The following is a 17,686-nucleotide window of genomic DNA, read 5'->3' as shown; positions in this document are numbered from 1 at the left end:
ATCGACACCGACTCCCGGGCGGGAAGCGCATTTTTCACGGTCGGTGCACCACCGGTGACGATCTGCCGCGATCGCCTGAGAGGATGTTCTACGTGAGTAACCAAGCGTGGATCATCGTCGCGGCGATCGCTGCCGTCCTGCTCGTCGTCCTCGTCGTCGGGCTGGTGCTTTCCCGTCGCCGGAGAGTGTCCCTCAAGTCGGACGAGGCAGCGCGAATCGAGGACGCGGCTGCCAAGGACAGATCCGGTGGCTACACCGCGGGCAGCGGTTTCTCCTTCAGTCAGGGAACGGCGACGGCCGAGCCCGTAGTCCCGAAGGCCCCCAAGCCGGCCGAGCCGAAGCCGATCGAGGCCGAGCCGGTCGAGAACATCCCCGTCGACTCCACCCCGGTCGAGCCGCCGCCGGTGGTTCCCACGCCTGAACCGGTCGAATCGGAAACCGTCTGGATCGAGCCGGAAGTGCTCGAACCCGAGGCCCCGGCGACCGATGTCACCGTCGCCGAGCCCGTTGCGCCCGAGCCTCCGGTAGCCGACACCGTTGCTCCTGCGCCTCGCCGCTTGGACACCATCGACCCGACCGAGGGACGGCTCGACCGTCTCCGTGGCCGGCTTGCACGATCTCAGTCCGCGGTGGGCAAGAGCCTGCTTGGCCTGCTCGGCGGCGGTGACCTGGACGAGGACTCGTGGGAAGAGGTCGAGGACACCCTGCTGATCGCCGATATCGGTTCGGCGACCACCGCAGAGATCATGCGCACGCTGCGTGAGCAGATGGCGGCGCGCAGTATTCGCACCGAAGCCGACGCCAGAGCTCTGCTGCGCGAGATCCTCGTGGCGCAGCTGCACCCCCAGTTCGACCGGTCGATTCGTGCTCTTCCCCACGACGGCGCGCCCGCTGTGTTGCTGGTGGTCGGAGTCAACGGCACCGGCAAGACCACGACCACGGGCAAACTGGCTCGCGTGCTGGTCGCGGACGGGCGGCGGGTGTTGCTCGGTGCCGCCGACACGTTCCGCGCAGCTGCGGCCGATCAGTTGCAGACCTGGGCCGAGCGAGTGGGTGCCGAGGTGGTCCGCGGCAAGGAGGCCGCGGATCCGGCCGCTGTCGCCTTCGACGCGGTGAGCAAGGGGATCGAGAACGGCGTCGACGTGGTTCTGATCGACACCGCGGGACGGTTGCACACCAAATCGGGTCTGATGGACGAACTGAGCAAGGTCAAGCGAGTCATCGAGAAGCGGGCCCACGTCGACGACGTTCTGCTCGTTCTCGACGCAACCGTGGGCCAGAACGGACTGACGCAGGCCCGTGTCTTCGCCGAGATCGTGAACATCACGGGAGTCGTTCTGACCAAGCTCGACGGAACCGCGAAGGGTGGCATCGTTTTTCAGGTGCAGCGTGAGCTCGGAGTGCCCGTCAAGCTCGTCGGTCTCGGTGAAGGTGCCGACGATCTGGCACCGTTCGAGCCCGGGGCTTTCGTCGACGCACTGCTCGGCTGATGCTGACTCTCGAGTAGTTCGCAAACCGGGGCAAAAGCACAAACGCCAGCACGAAACCTTTTTGCAACAGAATTCGGTCATGCGTTCACATATCCGAAACACGCGAGTGTCACGGATGAAACCTCGTGAAACCACTCTTCTTGCGTAACGGCGCGCCAACCGGTGTGCAGGAGAATGGAGGGTGTACGTGAGTCCCGAGGATATGTTGGCCAACTCCGGCAACGCCGCGTGGATGCTGATGGCAGCATCGCTGGTACTGCTGATGACGCCGGGCTTGGCGTTCTTCTACGGCGGTATGTCGCAGTCGAAGTCCGTGTTGAACATGATGATGATGTCGTTCGGAGCGATGGCTGTCGTCTCGATCATCTATTTCCTGTGGGGCTGGTCCATGTCCTACGGAACCCAGGACATCGGCGGTGTCTTCGCCAACCCGTTCGAGTTCTTCGGACTCAAGGATTCGATCACCGATGCGGACGGTAACTACATCGTCGGCGCTTGGGGTTACGCAAACATCATCGATGTGGCATTCCAGGTCACCTTCGCCATCATCACGGTGGCACTGATCAGCGGCTCGATCGCCGGTCGTGTCAAGTACGGCACCTGGCTCGCCTTCGCCGGCATCTGGGTCACGCTCGCCTACTTCCCGCTGGCCCACATGGTCTGGGGCGGCGGACTGCTCTCCGGATCCGAGAACGGCCTGGCGGCAATGATCTTCGGAACCACCGACGACGGTGACGGTGGGCTCGTCGCCAGCGTTGCTCCGATCGACTTCGCAGGTGGCACCGTGGTGCACATCAACGCTGGTATCGCAGGCCTGATTCTGGCGATCATCATCGGCAAGCGCGCCGGCTTCGGCAAGGTTGCCTACCGCCCGCACAACCTTCCGTTCGTCATGCTCGGCGCAGCACTGCTGTGGTTCGGCTGGTTCGGATTCAACGCAGGCTCCGCCTTCGCCGCCGACGGCATCGCCGGCGTGGCCTGGGTCAACACCACCGCAGCCACCGCAGCCGCGATCGTGGGCTGGCTCATCACCGAGCGCATTCGCGACGGACACGCCACGAGCCTCGGCGCTGCCTCGGGCATCGTCGCCGGTCTGGTCGCCATCACCCCGGCCGCAGGTGCACTCACGCCGGTCGGTGCCATGATCCTCGGCGTCATCGCCGGTGTGCTCTCCGCACTGGCTGTCGGACTGAAGTTCAAGTTCGGCTACGACGATTCGCTCGACGTCGTGGGCGTTCACCTCGTCGCAGGCCTGTGGGGAACGATCGGAATCGGCTTCCTCGCATCCGAGACCGGCCTGTTCTACGGCGGCGACTACAAGCAGCTCGTCGTGCAGATCGTCATCGCACTGTTCGCCCTGGTCTTCACCGCCATCGTCACCGCGGTCGTCGCGTTTGCGCTCAAGCCTCTCGGCTGGCGCGTATCGGACGAGGAGGAGGCCAACGGCATCGACGAAGCCGAGCACGCCGAGACTGCATATGATTTCGCCTGACAAGGTAGAGATAGACGTGAACGCTGCACCGTACGACAACGGGCACTCGAGGTCTTGTGAAGGGAAGCAAAAATGAAGCTGATCACGGCAATCGTCAAACCGTTCACCCTGGAGGACGTCAAGACGGGGCTGGAGCAGGCCGGCGTACTCGGAATGACAGTCAGTGAAGTTCAGGGTTACGGCCGCCAGAAGGGCCACACCGAGGTGTACCGAGGTGCTGAGTACTCGGTCGACTTCGTCCCGAAGGTCCGTGTCGAGGTAGTCGTCGACGACGCCGCTGTGGAGAAGGTCGTCGAGGTCATCGTCGAGGCCGCTCGCACCGGCAAGATCGGTGACGGCAAGGTCTGGGTTTCCCCGGTCGACTCGGTCATCCGAGTGCGCACCGGAGAACGTGGCGCTGATGCACTCTGACCCCAAAGGGTCTCGGGCCGTGGGCCCCGGTTCTGGCGCGAAAGCGTCAGGGTCGGGGCCTTCGGTCTCCACGGGCTCCGCATCGAAGGGCACGAGCGATGCTGCAGCAGATCTCGCTCGGGCCAGAAAACAACTACTCGACGGCGGAACACGCAATCGTCGCCTCGATGCACCCTCGCTGCGGCAGGCTCTGGTCGATCTCCACGAGTTCTGGCTGACCACCAAAGGTGCCGAGCTCGGGATCAAACCGGACTCCGGTTTCGCGATCGTCGCCGTCGGCGGTCTCGCTCGTCGTGAACTGCTGCCGTATTCGGATCTGGACCTGATACTGCTGCACGACGATCTCGACCCACGCATCGTCTCCGATGTCGCCGACAAGCTCTGGTACCCGCTGTGGGACGCACACATCAAGCTCGACCACAGCGTGCGAACGGTGCCGCAGGCTCTGCAGGTCGCTGCAGCCGACATGACGGCATCGCTCGGAATGCTCGAGGCGCGTCACATCGCCGGTGACGTCGAATTGAGCAATCTCCTCATCGGCGGCGTACGTCGCCAGTGGCGCAACGGTATTCGAGGGCGTTTCGACGAGCTGATCGAGCAGACCCGCGGGCGGTGGTCGCGCAGCGGTGAGATCGCACACCGCGCCGAACCCGATCTCAAGAGCGGCCGCGGGGGACTGCGCGACGTCCAGTTGCTCGACGCTCTCTCCATTGCGCAGTTGACCGACGGTATGCCCGGGCTCGGACCCGAATCGCCCGGTGGCGGTTTGGCGTTCGCGCACGGCCGTCTGTTGGACGTGCGCACCGAACTGCACCGCGTCGCCGGTCGAGCACGAGATCAACTGCGGGCACAGGATGCCGACGAGATCGGTGCCGCGCTCCGAATCGGTGACCGCTTCGATCTCGCTCGCGTACTGAGCGATTCGGCCCGCACCATCAGCTACTCGGTCGACGTCGGGCTGCGCACTGCCGGCAATTCGCTTCCCAGACGTGGCCTTTCGCGACTGCGTCGAGTTCCGGTCCGGCGGCCACTGGACGAAGGTGTCGTCGAACACGGCGGGGAGGTCGTTCTCGCCCGCGACGCTCGACCGAACAAGGACCCCGGCCTGATCATGCGCGTCGCCGCCGCCTCGGCGCAGACCGGCATGCCGATGTCTGCCTCGACCTTGAACCGGCTGTCCGACAGTGCGCCCGAGCTTCGGGAGCCGTGGCCCAAGGAAGCCCTCAACGATCTGCTCGTGTTGCTCGGATCGGGTCGCAAAGCCATTTCGGCCATCGAAGCGCTCGACCGAACCGGACTGTGGGGCAGGCTCATTCCTGAGTGGGGCGCGGTACGCGATCTACCGCCGCGAGACGCCGTGCACACGTGGACAGTCGATCGGCATCTGGTCGAAACTGCCGCCTACGCAAGCGCATTGACCACCCGAGTTGCGCGCCCGGACCTCTTGGTGCTCGGCGCGCTGATACACGACATCGGCAAAGGACGCGGCGGCGACCACAGCGTCGTCGGCGCCGATCTGGCCATCCAGATCGGCAACAGGCTCGGACTGTGGCCGTCCGACGTGGCACTGCTGACGGCGATGGTGAGATACCACCTGCTGCTGCCGGAGACCGCCACCAGACGCGACCTCGACGACCCCGCAACCGTGCAAACCGTCGTCGACGCCCTCGGTGCCGACACCATTCTCCTCGAGCTGCTTCACGCACTGGCAGAGGCGGACTCGCTCGCCACCGGCCCCGGGGTGTGGGGCGATTGGAAGGCCTCGCTCATCCGCGAGCTCGTGCGTCGCTGTCGATTGGTGATGGCGGGGGAGACCCTTCCCTCCCCGGATCCACTCGACCCGGCGCACATCGAACTCGCAGCGCGGGGAGGCGTCCACGTCGACATCGCGCCGACCGATGGGCTGCACACCTTCGTCGTCACCGTCATCGCCCCCGACACGCCAGGGCTGCTCTCCGACGCCGCGGGAGTACTCGCACTGCATTCGCTGCGTGTGCTCTCGGCCTCCCTCGGCAGTCACGAGGGGTCGGCGATCAACTCGTTCGACGTCGCGCCGCTGTTCGGAGCCCCACCACAGGCCGGTCTGCTGCGGCAGGAAATAATCCGGGCTCAGGCCGGCGAACTCGACCTCGTCGCCGTGCTCGACGCCAAGGAGCGCGATGCCAGAGCCGAAACCGTCGAGGACGACGCAGAGGATTCGGCAGTCCCGGTTCTCTACGCTCAAGCTCCGCCTCGCGTGCTGTGGTTCGACGACAACGAACCAGGTCAGGTAGTACTCGAACTACGAGCAGAGGACCGGCTCGGTCTGCTCTGCCGATTGGCCAGTGCAATCGAGCAGCAGGGATCGGACATCCGGTGGGCCCGCGTCTCGACCCTGGGCAGCTCGGTGGTCGACTCCTTCTGCATCGACCTTTCGGGGGCGGACAGCAGGGCGGTCCGCGAAGACCTCGAGCGAGCGATCCTCGCGGTCGTACCCGCCCCGGAACCGCCCAAGCCCCCGGAAAAGCCGGAAGGCACCTGACCGCGGGTCGGAATGCGACAGCAGACCGACTCGCGGTGGTGACTTTTCACGAACTTCCGGCCGACGGGCCTGCCGCCGATGCCGATTTGTTACATTCGTCCCCAACGCAGAAACGACACTCTCATCCGTTCCTGCACGCTCCGCACTGCCCGAACCACGTCGTTCGGCAGGCTCCAATCTGGTCATTCGAGAGGCACGAACTGTGGGATCCCACCGACGGTCGACCGTCCACACACCGACCGACATCACAGCGCGTCCGGCGCGTGGCAGGCACCGCGCCGTGCAGGACACCCCCGACCTCGGTCGACGGGCGGCAACCATCGTCGCCGCGACCGGCGCGATCGTCGTCGGCGCGACGTCGATGGGTGCCGGTACCGCCGCGGCCGCACCGATCCCGGAGGCACCCGCAGCCGGACTCCCGTTTGCCGTACCGGAGGGTCTGTTGCCCGCGGGATTCGAGCTTCCTCAGTTCGAGCTTCCGCAGTTCCTACCCCCACAGTTCGCGCCCCCGCCCCCGCCGTCACAGCCCGCACCCCCCGAGGCCGCGCCTGCCGAAGCCGCGCCTGCTGCGGAATCCGCGCCGGCACCGACCTCCGACCCACTGGCCGCGTTCGGAGTCACCGATCCCGGTGCCGCCGCCCAGCAATGGCTCGACGATGTCGGCCTGGGGCAGGTGGGAGTCGGTGTCGAGTCACCCCTCGAGAGCCTGCGCTCGCTGAAGAAGGGCACAGTGCAGCCCGTGGCAGGGGTGTTGACGTCCAACTTCGGCTCGCGATGGGGCACTCAGCACAGTGGCCTCGACATCGCGGCACCGATCGGGACGCCCATCTACGCCGCCGCCGACGGCACCGTGTCCGACGCAGGACCGGCATCCGGCTTCGGTCTCTGGGTCAAGGTGCGGCACGACGACGGCACCGAGACGGTCTACGGACACGTCAACGACTTCTCCGTTCATCCCGGCCAACGCGTGTCGGCCGGCGAGCAGATCGCCACCGTGGGCAACCGTGGCCAGTCGACAGGCCCACACCTGCACTTCGAGGTGCACGATCCCTCCGGCGTCAAGGTCGACCCCGCGCAGTGGCTCGCGACCCGGGGTGTGGCAGTGACGTGGAACGATTCCGCGCGCAAAGCCTGACCGGTCGGGATCGACACGTTCGACACGACAGTCGAACGCCCCAGCGACGACGCGGCGTGCTGCCGCTAGTCTGGTGACCGTGCCGGATTCGGCTCGTTTTCGGTGATCGGCTAGCTCAGGAGTGCAATCGGTGTTCGAATCCCTTTCCGACAGGTTGACCGGGACTCTCAAGGACCTGCGTGGCAAAGGTCGACTGTCCGGCGCGGATATCGACGCCACGGCCCGTGAGATCCGTCTGGCCCTGCTCGAAGCGGACGTGGCACTGCCCGTCGTACGTGAATTCATAGGCCGCATCAAGGTCCGGGCCAAGGGTGCCGAGGTTTCGGGTGCCCTCAACCCGGCCCAGCAGGTGGTCAAGATCGTCAACGAGGAACTGGTCGGCATCCTCGGCGGCGAGACTCGCAGGCTCGTCTTCGCCAAGAACCCGCCCACGGTGATCATGCTCGCCGGTCTGCAGGGTTCCGGTAAGACGACGCTGGCGGGCAAGCTCGCGAAATGGCTCAAGGATCAGGGCCACACCCCACTGCTCGTCGCGTGCGACCTTCAGCGTCCCGGTGCCGTGAGCCAGCTGCAGATCGTGGGCGAGCGGGCCGGAGCCGCCGTCTTCGCGCCGCATCCGGGCACGTCCATCGGCGGCGGCGAGAATGCACTCGGGGTCTCGGCTGCCGATCCCGTCGAGGTTGCCCGGTCCGGCATCGCCGAGGCTCGCAGCAAGCAGTACGACGTGGTCATCGTCGACACCGCAGGCCGCCTCGGCATCGACACCGAGCTGATGAGTCAGGCCGCAGGGATTCGTGACGCGGTCCAGCCGGACGAGACACTGTTCGTTCTCGATGCAATGGTCGGTCAGGACGCCGTCAGCACGGCCGAGGCGTTCCGTGACGGCGTCGGCTTCACCGGTGTCGTTCTCACCAAGCTCGACGGTGATGCTCGCGGCGGTGCCGCGCTGAGCGTCCGTGAGGTCACCGGCCAGCCCATCATGTTCGCGTCGACCGGTGAGAAGCTCGAGGACTTCGACGTCTTCCACCCCGATCGCATGGCCAGCCGCATCCTCGGCATGGGCGACGTGCTGAGCCTCATCGAGCAGGCCGAGCAGCACTTCGATGCCGAGCAGGCCGAGGCGACGGCCAACAAGATCGGCTCGGGACAACTCACGCTCGACGACTTCCTCGAGCAGATGATGGCCGTCCGCAAGATGGGGCCGATCGGAAACCTGCTGGGCATGCTGCCCGGTGCCGGTCAGATGAAGGAACTCGCCAACGTCGACGAGAAGCAACTCGACCGGGTTCAGGCGATCATCCGGGGCATGACGCCGCAGGAACGTACCGACCCGAAGATCATCAACGCGTCCCGGCGGTTGCGTATCGCGAACGGTTCGGGCGTGAAGGTCTCCGACGTCAATCAGCTGGTCGACCGGTTCTTCGAGGCTCGCAAGATGATGTCGGCCATGGCCGGTCGGATGGGCATGCCGGGCGCACGCAAGCAGGTGCGGAACAACAAGAAGGGCAAGAAAGGCAAGAAGGGCGCTCGCGGTCCGACGCAGCCGAAGATCCGCGGTGGATTCCCCGGCATGCCGGGCGGAATGCCCGCAGGCATGCCGGACCTGTCGTCCATGCCCAAGGGCCTCGACCAGTTGCCGCCGGGACTCGAGGGCATCGATCTCTCGCAGCTGAAACTGCCCAAGAAGTAAGCGCGCGCACGTGTCGGCCATGCGGGTGCGGGGCCGCGGACTGCCGGACGGGACGGAGATCGACCTCTGGATCGACGGAGGCGTTCTGTCGACCGAGCCGATTGCGGACGCGGATTTCGTCCACGACGGCGGTTGGATTCTGCCCGGTCTGGTCGACGCCCACTGCCATGTCGGAATCGAATACGGCGGGGGACACACCGACCTGACGGGGTCGATCCTGCAGGCCGAGACCGAGCGAGGCGTCGGCGCGCTGCTGTTGCGCGACGCCGGGTCACCGGTCGACACGCGTGCGCTGGACGAGTACGAGGACCTTCCTCGCATCATCCGAGCGGGCCGCCACATCGCATCACCCAAGCGATACATCCCGGGTCTGGCGATCGACATCGAGGACGAATCGCAACTGCCCGAGGCGGTGGCTCAGCAGGCGAGATTCGGCGACGGCTGGGTCAAACTCGTCGGCGACTGGATCGACCGGTCGGTGGGAGATCTTCGACCGCTGTGGAACGACTCGATCCTCGTCGACGCCATCCGCGCTGCCCACGCCGAGGGCGCGCGGGTGACAGCCCACGTGTTCGGCGAGGATGCCCTGCCCGGACTGATCGCGGCGGGAATCGACTGCATCGAACACGGCACCGGCCTGACCGACGAGACCGTCGAGATGATGGTCGATCACGGCACCGCTCTGGTACCCACGCTGATCAACATCGAGACGTTCCCCGGCATCGCCGATTCCGCCACCCGGTATCCGGTCTACGCCCGGCACATGCGGGCGCTGCACCAACGCGTCGCCGAAACCGTCGGACGAGCCCACGACGCGGGCATTCCCCTCTACGCAGGTACCGACGCCGGTGGTTCGATCGCGCACGGCCGCATCGCCGACGAGGTCGCCGCACTCGCTGCCGTCGGACTCTCGCCGACCGACGCACTCGGTGCTGCCTGCTGGGACGCCCGGTCGTGGCTGGGTCGGCAGGGGCTCGAGCACGGCGCTCCCGCAGATCTCGTCGTCTACTCCGAAGATCCGCGAGGGGGACCGGAGGTGTTGTCCAACCCGGATCTGGTGATCCTGCGCGGACGCGTGACCGACCGGCGCAGCCGCACGACGAGTGGACCGGCGGGCCGACGGTGACCGATCCGAGAAGCGATGCAGCACAGCCCGAACCGGACCGTCCCAGCTGGGCCGGCATGGCACCGATGAATCACGTTCAGCAGCAGGGATCGGGGTTGTCCGAAACCTACTGGCGAGCCGAGCAGGCCGCGCTCGAACGCAGAAGCGGTCAACGGTGGGGACTACCGGCCGCGGCGTTGGTGCTGGGGCTCAACCTGGTGGGATTCCTGATGCTCGGGCTCGTCGTGACGTCGGACGCCTCGGCCGTGTTCGTGGTGGGCATCATGATTCCGAGCCTGCTTGCTACGGGACTGGCAGTGGCGATCTCGATGACTCGGGGCAACGGCCCCGTCGTCGACTTCGGCCTCCCCAGGTCCACCCCTGAATTCCTCGGTCATCTCCGATCCGGGTTGGCGTGGGGTGGCGTCGCGGTGGTCGGTGGCCTCCTGCTGGCGCTGATTCTGTTGTCCGGTATCGAGTTGGACGACCCGATGCCGTTGGGCAACGTCACCGACTTTGCCGTCGGCTGGAAAATCGCTCTGGCCGTGTGGATCTGGCTCGGTGCGCCGATCTGCGAGGAAGTGATGTTCCGCGGCATGCTGTGGGGAGCGCTGGAGAAACGCACCCGCCCGATGCCCATGGCGTGGTTGGGCAACCGATGGGTCGTCCTGGCGATCACCGCGGTGTTGTTCGCGATCTGGCACCGCGAGTGGTGGCGCTTCGTGGTGCTGTTGTGGGGAGGATTCGCGATCGGCATCGCACGAATGCGCTCCGGTTCGATCGTCGCGTCGACCACGGCACACTCGGTGAACAACACCCTCCCTGCCCTGGTGATCCTGCTCGCGTGACAGGAGTGGTTCTGCAGGCCCGATTCACCGATCGCGCTGCCCGTCTGGCACAATGAACAGCTGTTCGCCCGTCTTCCGGTTACGTACCGCGCGGCGGTCACAACAACCCTCAACGCAAAACCGGGCTCGCATGCCGTGCGAACCGCTGAATTGCGCCGTGACCAACTTTCGAAAGGCTCCACCAGAACATGGCTGTCAAGATCAAGCTCATGCGTATCGGCAAGATCCGCACCCCGCACTACCGCGTCGTCATCTCCGATGCTCGCACCCGTCGTAACGGCCGTGCGATCGAGACCATCGGCACGTACGAGCCCAAGCAGGACCCCAGCATCATCGAGATCAACTCCGAGCGGGCTCAGTACTGGCTCGGCGTCGGCGCACAGCCGACCGAGCCTGTCGAGGCACTGCTCAAGATCACCGGTGACTGGCAGAAGTTCAAGGGCCTCCCCGGCGCCGAGGGAACCCTCCGCCTCGCCGAGCCGAAGCCGTCCAAGCTCGACCTGTTCAACGCCGCACTGGCGCAGGCCGACTCCGAGCCCCAGGGCGAGGCCACCACCGCCAAGAAGAAGAAGGCTCCGAAGGCCGACGACGCCGCTGCGGAGACCACCGACGCTGCAGCAACCGAGACGGCAGACGCGCCGGCCGCCGAGGCTGCTGAGAAGTGAGTGCCGTTGTCGCCGATGCCGTCGAACATCTCGTTCGCGGCATCGTCGCCAATCCCGATGACGTTCGCGTCGAGATGATCACCGGCCGTCGCGGCCGCACCGTGGAAGTCCACGTGCACCCCGACGATCTGGGCAAGGTCATCGGACGTGGCGGTCGTACCGCAACGGCGCTGCGCACGCTCGTCTCGGGAATCGGTGGTCGCGGCATCCGCGTCGACGTGGTCGACACGGACGCCTAGGTCACACACCCATCATGGAGCTGGTCATCGGCCGTGTCGCGAAGTCGCACGGCATCAAAGGCGAAGTCGTCGTCGAGGTTCGCACCGACAACCCCGACGACCGTTTCGCCGAAGGAACCGTTCTCTCGGGACGTAAGCCCCGATCGAACGCGCAGCCGGCCTCGTACACAGTGGACGCCGTCCGGGAACACTCCGGGCGGCTTCTGCTGCGTCTGAACGGTATCGACGACAAGACGGCCGCCGACCAACTACGCGGTATCTTGTTCGTCGTCGAATCCACCGACCTTCCGCCGTCCGACGACCCGGACGAGTACTACGACCACGAACTCGAAGGCCTCACGGTGATCCTGACCGACGGCACCGTCGTGGGAACGGTCCGTGAAGTCCTCCACTCTGCAGCGGGGGAGCTGCTCTCCATCACGCCGAGTCCTGGTTTCGGCGAAGCCACCCGCGCCGAGATTCTCGTGCCGTTCGTTGCGGCCATCGTGACCTCGGTGTCGTTGGCCGACAAGACGATCGAGATCGATCCGCCCGAGGGTCTGCTGGATCCGGAGTAGATCGTGCGCCTCGACGTCGTCACCATCTTTCCCGAATACCTCACACCACTCCGAACTGCGTTGCTGGGCAAAGCAATCGACCGCGGCCTCGTCTCGGTCGAGGTCCATGATCTGCGATCGTGGACTCACGACGTGCACAAGGCCGTCGACGATTCGCCCTACGGCGGTGGACCGGGAATGGTCATGAAGCCGACAGTGTGGGGAGACGCACTCGACGACGTGCTGACAGACGATTCTCTCCTCGTCGTCCCCACTCCGGCCGGTGTGCCGTTCACCCAGCGGACAGCCGAGCGATGGTCCTCCGAGCGGCATCTCGTATTCGCCTGCGGCCGATACGAAGGCATCGATCAACGTGTGTTCGACGACGCCGCGCGCCGCGTCCGTGTCGAGGAAGTCAGCATCGGCGATTACGTACTCATCGGCGGCGAAGCGGCCGTCCTCGTCATGGCCGAGGCCGTGGTGCGACTGATGCCAGGGGTTCTCGGCAATCAGCAGTCGCACCAGGAGGATTCGTTCTCCGACGGACTGCTCGAAGGGCCGAGCTACACCCGCCCCGCGCAGTGGCGCGATCTCGACGTTCCGCCGGTACTTCTCTCGGGTGATCACGCGAAGATCGCTGCGTGGCGTCGAGAGCAATCACTGGACAGGACCGCCGAGCGTCGTCCGGACCTGTTGCAGGACTGACGAATTCAGCTGACGGTGCCGTCGGGGAAGAGCATCGAGACGAAGCCGGTGAGAGTATCCCTTGCATGCAGTGCGCTGGCGTCGTCGCTGACGTCGACGACGGCGGTGTCCGGATAGCGTTCCATGTCGTCTGCGTAGAAGATGTCCTCGCGTGACGACAGCGCCAGAACGTAGCGGTTGTCGAGACCGATCGTGCCTGTCGACAGGTGTACCCACCGATCGGACACGCAGCACATCCAGCCCTGCTTCACAGCGTGCACGCTTTCGCCGGGCAAACCGTCGACGATCCCGAAATGTTGCTTGTAGCCGTCCGCGGCTATCGGTGCCGAACGACGCAGCATTCCGATCACCACGTCCGTCGACGCAGTCGTCAGGCCGCCGCTGCCGTTGAGCAACCCCGCGTAGTAGCCGACCAGGTCGCTGGGCGTGGTCTCGGTGTTGTACCACTGGTCGTCGCCGGGAGCTGTGGTGCTTCTCAAGCCGTAGCGAGCCGCGACCGTGCGCACGATCTCGGACGAGCCGTAGCGATACCAGAGCGTGTACGCGGCGTTGTCGTCGGACAATTCGAGCATGCTGGTCATGGTGGCCAGGTCGTCGGCCGAGACCGGACGGTTCTCCGACTGCGCTCGGAACAACACCTCGTCGGCGATGAAGAGTTTGGACACCGACGCGGTTTCGACCTGAACATCGGCGTTGCTGCTGTAATACGAGCCTGTCTGACGATCCAACAGCGCGAAATCGACATCGGCACCACGGGCCTGGGCCGACGCGACCGCCATCGGGATACGCGATTCGAGGGCTACGCCGTCGACCTTCTCCATATCGGGAAAGGGCGATGCCGACGTCTCGGCCATGTTCTGCGAGGCGGAGTCACCGATCTGATCGTCGGGAGGAACCGAGCACCCGGCCAACAACAGGGAGGCGCAGGCTGCAGCCAGGAATCGAGACCCCCTGACCATCCGCGTATCTCTCCCACACGTTGAACCGCTGACCGACTTGTCCCACAGTAGCGGTAGGGTCCATCGCCGTGACCACTGCTCTGAAATCTGTGAACAAGCGCATAGCCGAAGAACTCGACGTTCGTGAAGAACAGGTTCGTGCCGCCGTGGAGCTGCTCGACGGCGGGTCGACGGTCCCGTTCATCGCGCGCTACCGCAAGGAAGTCACCGGCACCCTCGACGACACGCAACTGCGTCAGCTCGACGAGCGGCTGCGGTACCTGCGCGAGCTCGACGAGCGCAGAGACGCCGTCATCGAGTCCATCCGCTCGCAGGGCAAGCTCGACGACGCACTGGAGCAGTCGTTGATGCTGGCCGACACCAAGGCGCGCGTCGAGGACATCTATCTGCCGTTCAAGCCCAAGCGTCGAACCAAGGCTCAGATTGCGCGGGAGGCCGGGCACGAGCCCGTCGCCGACGCCCTGTTCTCCGACCCCACCACCGACCCGGCTCAGTTCGATCAGGAGCAACTCGACGGCGCACGGGCCATTCTCGTCGAGCGTTTCGCCGAGGACGCGGATCTGGTGGGTGAACTGCGCGAACTGATGTGGACGTCCGGCAAGCTCGTCGCGTCGGTTCGCAAGGGCAAGGAGGAAGAGGGTGCCAAGTTCTCCGATTACTTCGAGTTCTCGGAACCGTTCACGAGCCTGCCCTCGCACCGCATCCTCGCCACGCTCAGAGGCGAGAAGGAAGAAATACTCTCGCTCGGCTTCGAGCCCGAGCGTGACGAACCGACCCCCGGGGAGCCGAGCGTCTACGAGGGTCGGATCGCGACCAAGTTCGGGATCGCGAATCGAGGACGGCCCGCCGACAAGTGGCTGCTCGATACCGTCCGATGGGCGTGGCGCACCAAGATGCTGGTGACCGTCTCCCTCGATACCCGCATGCGACTGCGCCAATCCGCCGAGAAGGACGCCGTCGACGTGTTCGCGAGCAACCTCAAGGACCTGCTCCTCGCCGCGCCGGCGGGCAACCGCACGACCATGGGCCTGGACCCGGGCTTCCGTACCGGCACCAAGGTCGCCATCGTCGACGCCACCGGAAAGGTCGTCGACTTCGACACCATCTACCCGCACAAACCGCAGGGCAAGTGGGATCAGGCGGTGGCCACCCTCGCCGGCCTGGCCGCCAAGCACAAGGTCGAATTGATCGCCATCGGCAACGGCACTGCATCGCGTGAAACCGACTCTTTGGCAGCAGAACTGATCGCCAAGTTCCCTGCCGCCAATCTGACCAAGGTGGTGGTGTCCGAGGCCGGAGCGTCGGTGTACTCCGCCTCCGCCTACGCCTCGAGCGAGCTGCCCGAACTGGATGTGTCGATCCGCGGTGCCGTCTCGATCGCCCGCAGATTGCAGGATCCGTTGGCCGAGTTGGTCAAGATCGATCCCAAGTCCATCGGTGTGGGGCAGTACCAGCACGATATTTCCGAAACTCTGCTGGCCCGATCACTCGGTGCCGTCGTGGAGGACGCGGTGAACGCCGTCGGCGTCGACGTCAACACCGCGTCGGTTCCGTTGCTCTCGCGGGTCTCCGGTATCGCCGGCTCTCTTGCCGAGAGCATCGTGGCGCACCGCGACCAGAACGGTCCGTTCTCCAGCCGCAGCACGCTCAAGGACGTTCCGCGCTTGGGCCCCAAGGCTTTCGAGCAGTGCGCCGGATTTCTCCGCATCTCGGGCGGCGCGGATCCACTCGATCGGTCGAGTGTGCACCCCGAGGCCTATCCCGTCGTGCGGCGCATCGTCGGCAAGGCCGGCGTCGGAGTGCGGGAGGTCATCGGCAACACGACACTGCTGCGCTCACTCGACCCAGCCGAATTCGCCGACGACCGATTCGGTCTGCCCACCGTCACCGACATCATCTCCGAACTCGAGAAGCCGGGACGCGACCCTCGTCCGGAGTTCAAGACCGCGACCTTCGCCGCCGGTATCGAGAAGGTCGCCGACCTGAAGCCGGGCATGACGCTCGAGGGAGTCGTGACCAACGTGGCGGCGTTCGGGGCATTCGTCGACGTCGGTGTGCACCAGGACGGGCTGGTGCACGTCTCGGCGATGTCGCACAACTTCGTCAAGGACCCGCGCGAGGTCGTCAAGTCCGGCGACGTCGTGCGCGTCAAGGTGATGGAGGTCGACATCCCCCGTCAGCGCATCGGTCTGAGTCTGCGGCTGGACGACGAACCCGGTGCGGCAGGCGGCAAGGACGCCGCCCGCGGACAGCAGGGTGACCGTCCTCGAGGCCAGGGACGGGCCGCGGGGGCGAATCAGGCCGGCCGCGGGCGAGACGCACGCCCGCAGCGGGATCGCCGAACGGCCGGGGGCGCAGGTGCGGCGACACCGGCTGCTGGTTCGATGGCCGACGCGTTGCGGAAGGCGGGTTTCGGAAAATAGCGAGCGGCACCTCGGTCGTTGCTGCCCTCGGCGGTCCCGGACGCGAATAGTCTGAAACGCGATTCACCGGTCGTTCGGCCGTTCGGCAGGAAGGACGTGAGGCACACGTGAGGTGGTTGCAACACGGGGTCATCGATCACGGCCGCCTACCGCTGCTGTGTTTCCTACTCGGACTGTTGGTGGGATTCCTGCTGATTCGGCTCAGCGTCAGGATGATTCGCGCGGATGTGAAGTGGTGGCCGGGAAACATCACGCCCGGCGGTCAGCACATCCACCACGTCGTGTTCGGAATCGTGCTGATGCTGCTGGCGGGGATCGGCTTGATCGCGGTGTACGTCGACGGTTCCGAGTCGGTAGGGGCGGTGCTGGCGGCGATCTTCGGTATCGGCGCGGCTCTCGTCCTCGACGAGTTCGCGTTGATCTTCTATCTCCGTGATGTCTACTGGTCCGAACAGGGCCGCACGTCGGTGGACGCCGTGTTCGCAGCAGTGGCGTTCACCGGCCTGCTGCTGCTCGGCTTCCACCCTCTGGAGTTGTTGAGTCCGGCCGATTTCCGGGCCGATCCCGACCCGTGGGTGCGCGGCACCGTGGTGGTGTTGGCCCTGGCCAATCTCGCGCTCGGGGTCATCGTCCTGCTCAAGGGGAAGATCTGGACCGGACTGCTCGGGCTGTTCGTCCTGCCGATCCTCGTTCTGGCCGCAGTGCGGTTGAGCAGGCCGAGCGCACCGTGGGCGAGGTGGCGCTACACCACCAGGCCGAAGAAGATGGAACGCGCTCTGCGCCGAGAGAAGCGGTGGCGACGGCCGATCATCCGGGCCAAGATCTATCTCCAGGACGCGATCGCCGGCAAGCCGAGCGTCGTGCATGCGCGTGAGGCCACCGAGGACGAATTGTCGCGGACGGTATTACCTGCGCCGATGGCGAGCGGAGCGGCTGCAGGCCGAGAAGCGCCGATTTCGTCGAACGCCTGATGGTCTGGCACAATGGTCGGGTTGCCTCTAGCAGGCACGGACCTCACTCGGAGTACGAACCAGTCGAGCCGTTGCATCAGCGAGCCGCTCGGTTCCTCTACTCATGCGCAGAACGCAAGGATGGCACAACCGATGAACACTCTGGACTTTCTCGACAATCAGTCGCTGCGTAGCGACATCCCCGATTTTCGCCCCGGCGACACGCTGAACGTGCACGTCAAGGTCATCGAAGGCTCGAAGGAGCGCATTCAGATCTTCAAGGGCGTCGTCATCCGACGTCAGGGCGGTGGCGTTCGCGAAACGTTCACGGTCCGCAAGGTCTCGTTCGGCGTCGGCGTCGAGCGCACCTTCCCGGTGCACAGCCCCAACATCGCGCAGTTCGAGGTCCTCACCCGTGGTGACGTCCGTCGCGCCAAGCTCTACTACCTCCGCGATCTGCGTGGCAAGGCCGCCAAGATCAAGGAAAAGCGCTGACCGGTTCCGCCCGGACACATCA

Annotated in this window: 16 protein-coding genes; 15 read left to right on the top strand and 1 reads right to left on the bottom strand. The window is 65.6% G+C overall.

The window, feature by feature from the left end; genetic code table 11:
- The first annotated feature begins 83 nt into the window (after window positions 1-83).
- The 12 genes from ftsY to trmD all read left to right on the top strand — a co-directional run bounded on the left by ftsY (window position 84) and on the right by trmD (window position 12,837).
- Window positions 84-1,490 (top strand): signal recognition particle-docking protein FtsY, encoded by a 1,407-nt coding sequence (gene ftsY, locus AB0366_RS12540; RefSeq protein ID WP_366244191.1) that lies wholly within the window; start codon window positions 84-86, stop codon window positions 1,488-1,490.
- Between the two features lie 202 nt (window positions 1,491-1,692).
- The gene (locus AB0366_RS12535) at window positions 1,693-2,982 is read left to right on the top strand and encodes an ammonium transporter (protein ID WP_366244431.1); all 1,290 of its coding nucleotides are present in this window, start codon (window positions 1,693-1,695) and stop codon (window positions 2,980-2,982) included.
- A gap of 72 nt (window positions 2,983-3,054) precedes the next feature.
- The gene (locus AB0366_RS12530) at window positions 3,055-3,393 is read left to right on the top strand and encodes a P-II family nitrogen regulator (RefSeq protein ID WP_019664269.1); all 339 of its coding nucleotides are present in this window, start codon (window positions 3,055-3,057) and stop codon (window positions 3,391-3,393) included.
- The gene (locus AB0366_RS12525; RefSeq protein WP_366244190.1) at window positions 3,383-5,914 is read left to right on the top strand and encodes a [protein-PII] uridylyltransferase; all 2,532 of its coding nucleotides are present in this window, start codon (window positions 3,383-3,385) and stop codon (window positions 5,912-5,914) included. The genes AB0366_RS12530 and AB0366_RS12525 overlap by 11 nt, the downstream gene beginning before the upstream one ends.
- Window positions 5,915-6,194: 280 nt before the next feature.
- Complete coding sequence (locus AB0366_RS12520; protein WP_366244189.1) at window positions 6,195-7,049, top strand: M23 family metallopeptidase; 855 nt, start codon at window positions 6,195-6,197, stop codon at window positions 7,047-7,049.
- Between the two features lie 130 nt (window positions 7,050-7,179).
- Entirely contained in the window at window positions 7,180-8,739 is a 1,560-nt protein-coding gene (gene ffh / locus AB0366_RS12515; protein WP_121872488.1) for a signal recognition particle protein, read from the top strand.
- A gap of 19 nt (window positions 8,740-8,758) precedes the next feature.
- Window positions 8,759-9,865 carry an amidohydrolase family protein gene (locus AB0366_RS12510; protein ID WP_366244430.1) on the top strand — a complete coding sequence of 369 codons (1,107 nt, stop codon included), beginning with the start codon at window positions 8,759-8,761 and terminating at the stop codon, window positions 9,863-9,865.
- On the top strand, window positions 9,862-10,692 hold the full coding sequence (locus tag AB0366_RS12505) for a type II CAAX endopeptidase family protein (RefSeq protein WP_366244188.1): 831 nt from the start codon (window positions 9,862-9,864) through the stop codon (window positions 10,690-10,692). Before AB0366_RS12510 ends, AB0366_RS12505 begins: the two co-directional genes overlap by 4 nt.
- Window positions 10,693-10,880: 188 nt before the next feature.
- Window positions 10,881-11,357, top strand: a complete 477-nt coding sequence (gene rpsP, locus AB0366_RS12500) for a 30S ribosomal protein S16 (RefSeq protein ID WP_121870154.1) — start codon at window positions 10,881-10,883, stop codon at window positions 11,355-11,357.
- Window positions 11,354-11,596: an RNA-binding protein gene (locus tag AB0366_RS12495; protein WP_094614376.1), complete on the top strand. Its 243-nt coding sequence runs from the start codon at window positions 11,354-11,356 to the stop codon at window positions 11,594-11,596. Before rpsP ends, AB0366_RS12495 begins: the two co-directional genes overlap by 4 nt.
- A gap of 14 nt (window positions 11,597-11,610) precedes the next feature.
- Window positions 11,611-12,153: a ribosome maturation factor RimM gene (rimM, locus tag AB0366_RS12490; protein ID WP_121870153.1), complete on the top strand. Its 543-nt coding sequence runs from the start codon at window positions 11,611-11,613 to the stop codon at window positions 12,151-12,153.
- Window positions 12,154-12,156: 3 nt separating this feature from the next.
- On the top strand, window positions 12,157-12,837 hold the full coding sequence (gene trmD, locus AB0366_RS12485; protein ID WP_121870152.1) for a tRNA (guanosine(37)-N1)-methyltransferase TrmD: 681 nt from the start codon (window positions 12,157-12,159) through the stop codon (window positions 12,835-12,837).
- A 5-nt stretch (window positions 12,838-12,842) separates the two neighbouring features.
- Here trmD and AB0366_RS12480 read toward each other — a convergent pair whose 3' ends face one another.
- Complete coding sequence (locus AB0366_RS12480) at window positions 12,843-13,796, bottom strand: serine hydrolase (protein ID WP_366244187.1); 954 nt, start codon at window positions 13,794-13,796, stop codon at window positions 12,843-12,845.
- 68 nt (window positions 13,797-13,864) lie between these two features.
- On the opposite strand from AB0366_RS12480, the gene AB0366_RS12475 reads away from it, so the two are divergent.
- The 3 genes from AB0366_RS12475 to rplS all read left to right on the top strand — a co-directional run bounded on the left by AB0366_RS12475 (window position 13,865) and on the right by rplS (window position 17,664).
- On the top strand, window positions 13,865-16,219 hold the full coding sequence (locus AB0366_RS12475) for a Tex family protein (RefSeq protein ID WP_366244186.1): 2,355 nt from the start codon (window positions 13,865-13,867) through the stop codon (window positions 16,217-16,219).
- 116 nt (window positions 16,220-16,335) lie between these two features.
- A complete protein-coding gene (locus AB0366_RS12470) occupies window positions 16,336-17,190 on the top strand; it encodes a hypothetical protein (protein WP_366244428.1) in 855 nt (284 codons plus the stop codon).
- Window positions 17,191-17,322: 132 nt separating this feature from the next.
- Window positions 17,323-17,664 carry a 50S ribosomal protein L19 gene (gene rplS / locus AB0366_RS12465; protein WP_027496692.1) on the top strand — a complete coding sequence of 114 codons (342 nt, stop codon included), beginning with the start codon at window positions 17,323-17,325 and terminating at the stop codon, window positions 17,662-17,664.
- Window positions 17,665-17,686 lie beyond the last annotated feature (22 nt).

The sequence above is a fragment of the Rhodococcus sp. NPDC076796 genome, assembly GCF_040702765.1.
GTDB lineage: Bacteria > Actinomycetota > Actinomycetes > Mycobacteriales > Mycobacteriaceae > Rhodococcoides.
This window is presented reverse-complemented; position numbering and strand designations above follow the sequence as displayed.

Bases quoted from the DNA above. Each gene is read 5' to 3' on its own strand.
- ftsY (WP_366244191.1), top strand. From the start codon at position 84: ATGTTCTACGTGAGTAACCAAGCGTGGATCATCGTCGCGGCGATCGCT.
- AB0366_RS12535 (WP_366244431.1), top strand. From the start codon at position 1,693: ATGTTGGCCAACTCCGGCAACGCCGCGTGGATGCTGATGGCAGCATCG.
- AB0366_RS12530 (WP_019664269.1), top strand. From the start codon at position 3,055: ATGAAGCTGATCACGGCAATCGTCAAACCGTTCACCCTGGAGGACGTC.
- AB0366_RS12525 (WP_366244190.1), top strand. From the start codon at position 3,383: ATGCACTCTGACCCCAAAGGGTCTCGGGCCGTGGGCCCCGGTTCTGGC.
- AB0366_RS12510 (WP_366244430.1), top strand. From the start codon at position 8,759: ATGCGGGTGCGGGGCCGCGGACTGCCGGACGGGACGGAGATCGACCTC.
- rpsP (WP_121870154.1), top strand. From the start codon at position 10,881: ATGGCTGTCAAGATCAAGCTCATGCGTATCGGCAAGATCCGCACCCCG.
- rimM (WP_121870153.1), top strand. From the start codon at position 11,611: ATGGAGCTGGTCATCGGCCGTGTCGCGAAGTCGCACGGCATCAAAGGC.
- AB0366_RS12480 (WP_366244187.1), bottom strand. From the start codon at position 13,796: ATGGTCAGGGGGTCTCGATTCCTGGCTGCAGCCTGCGCCTCCCTGTTG.
- rplS (WP_027496692.1), top strand. From the start codon at position 17,323: ATGAACACTCTGGACTTTCTCGACAATCAGTCGCTGCGTAGCGACATC.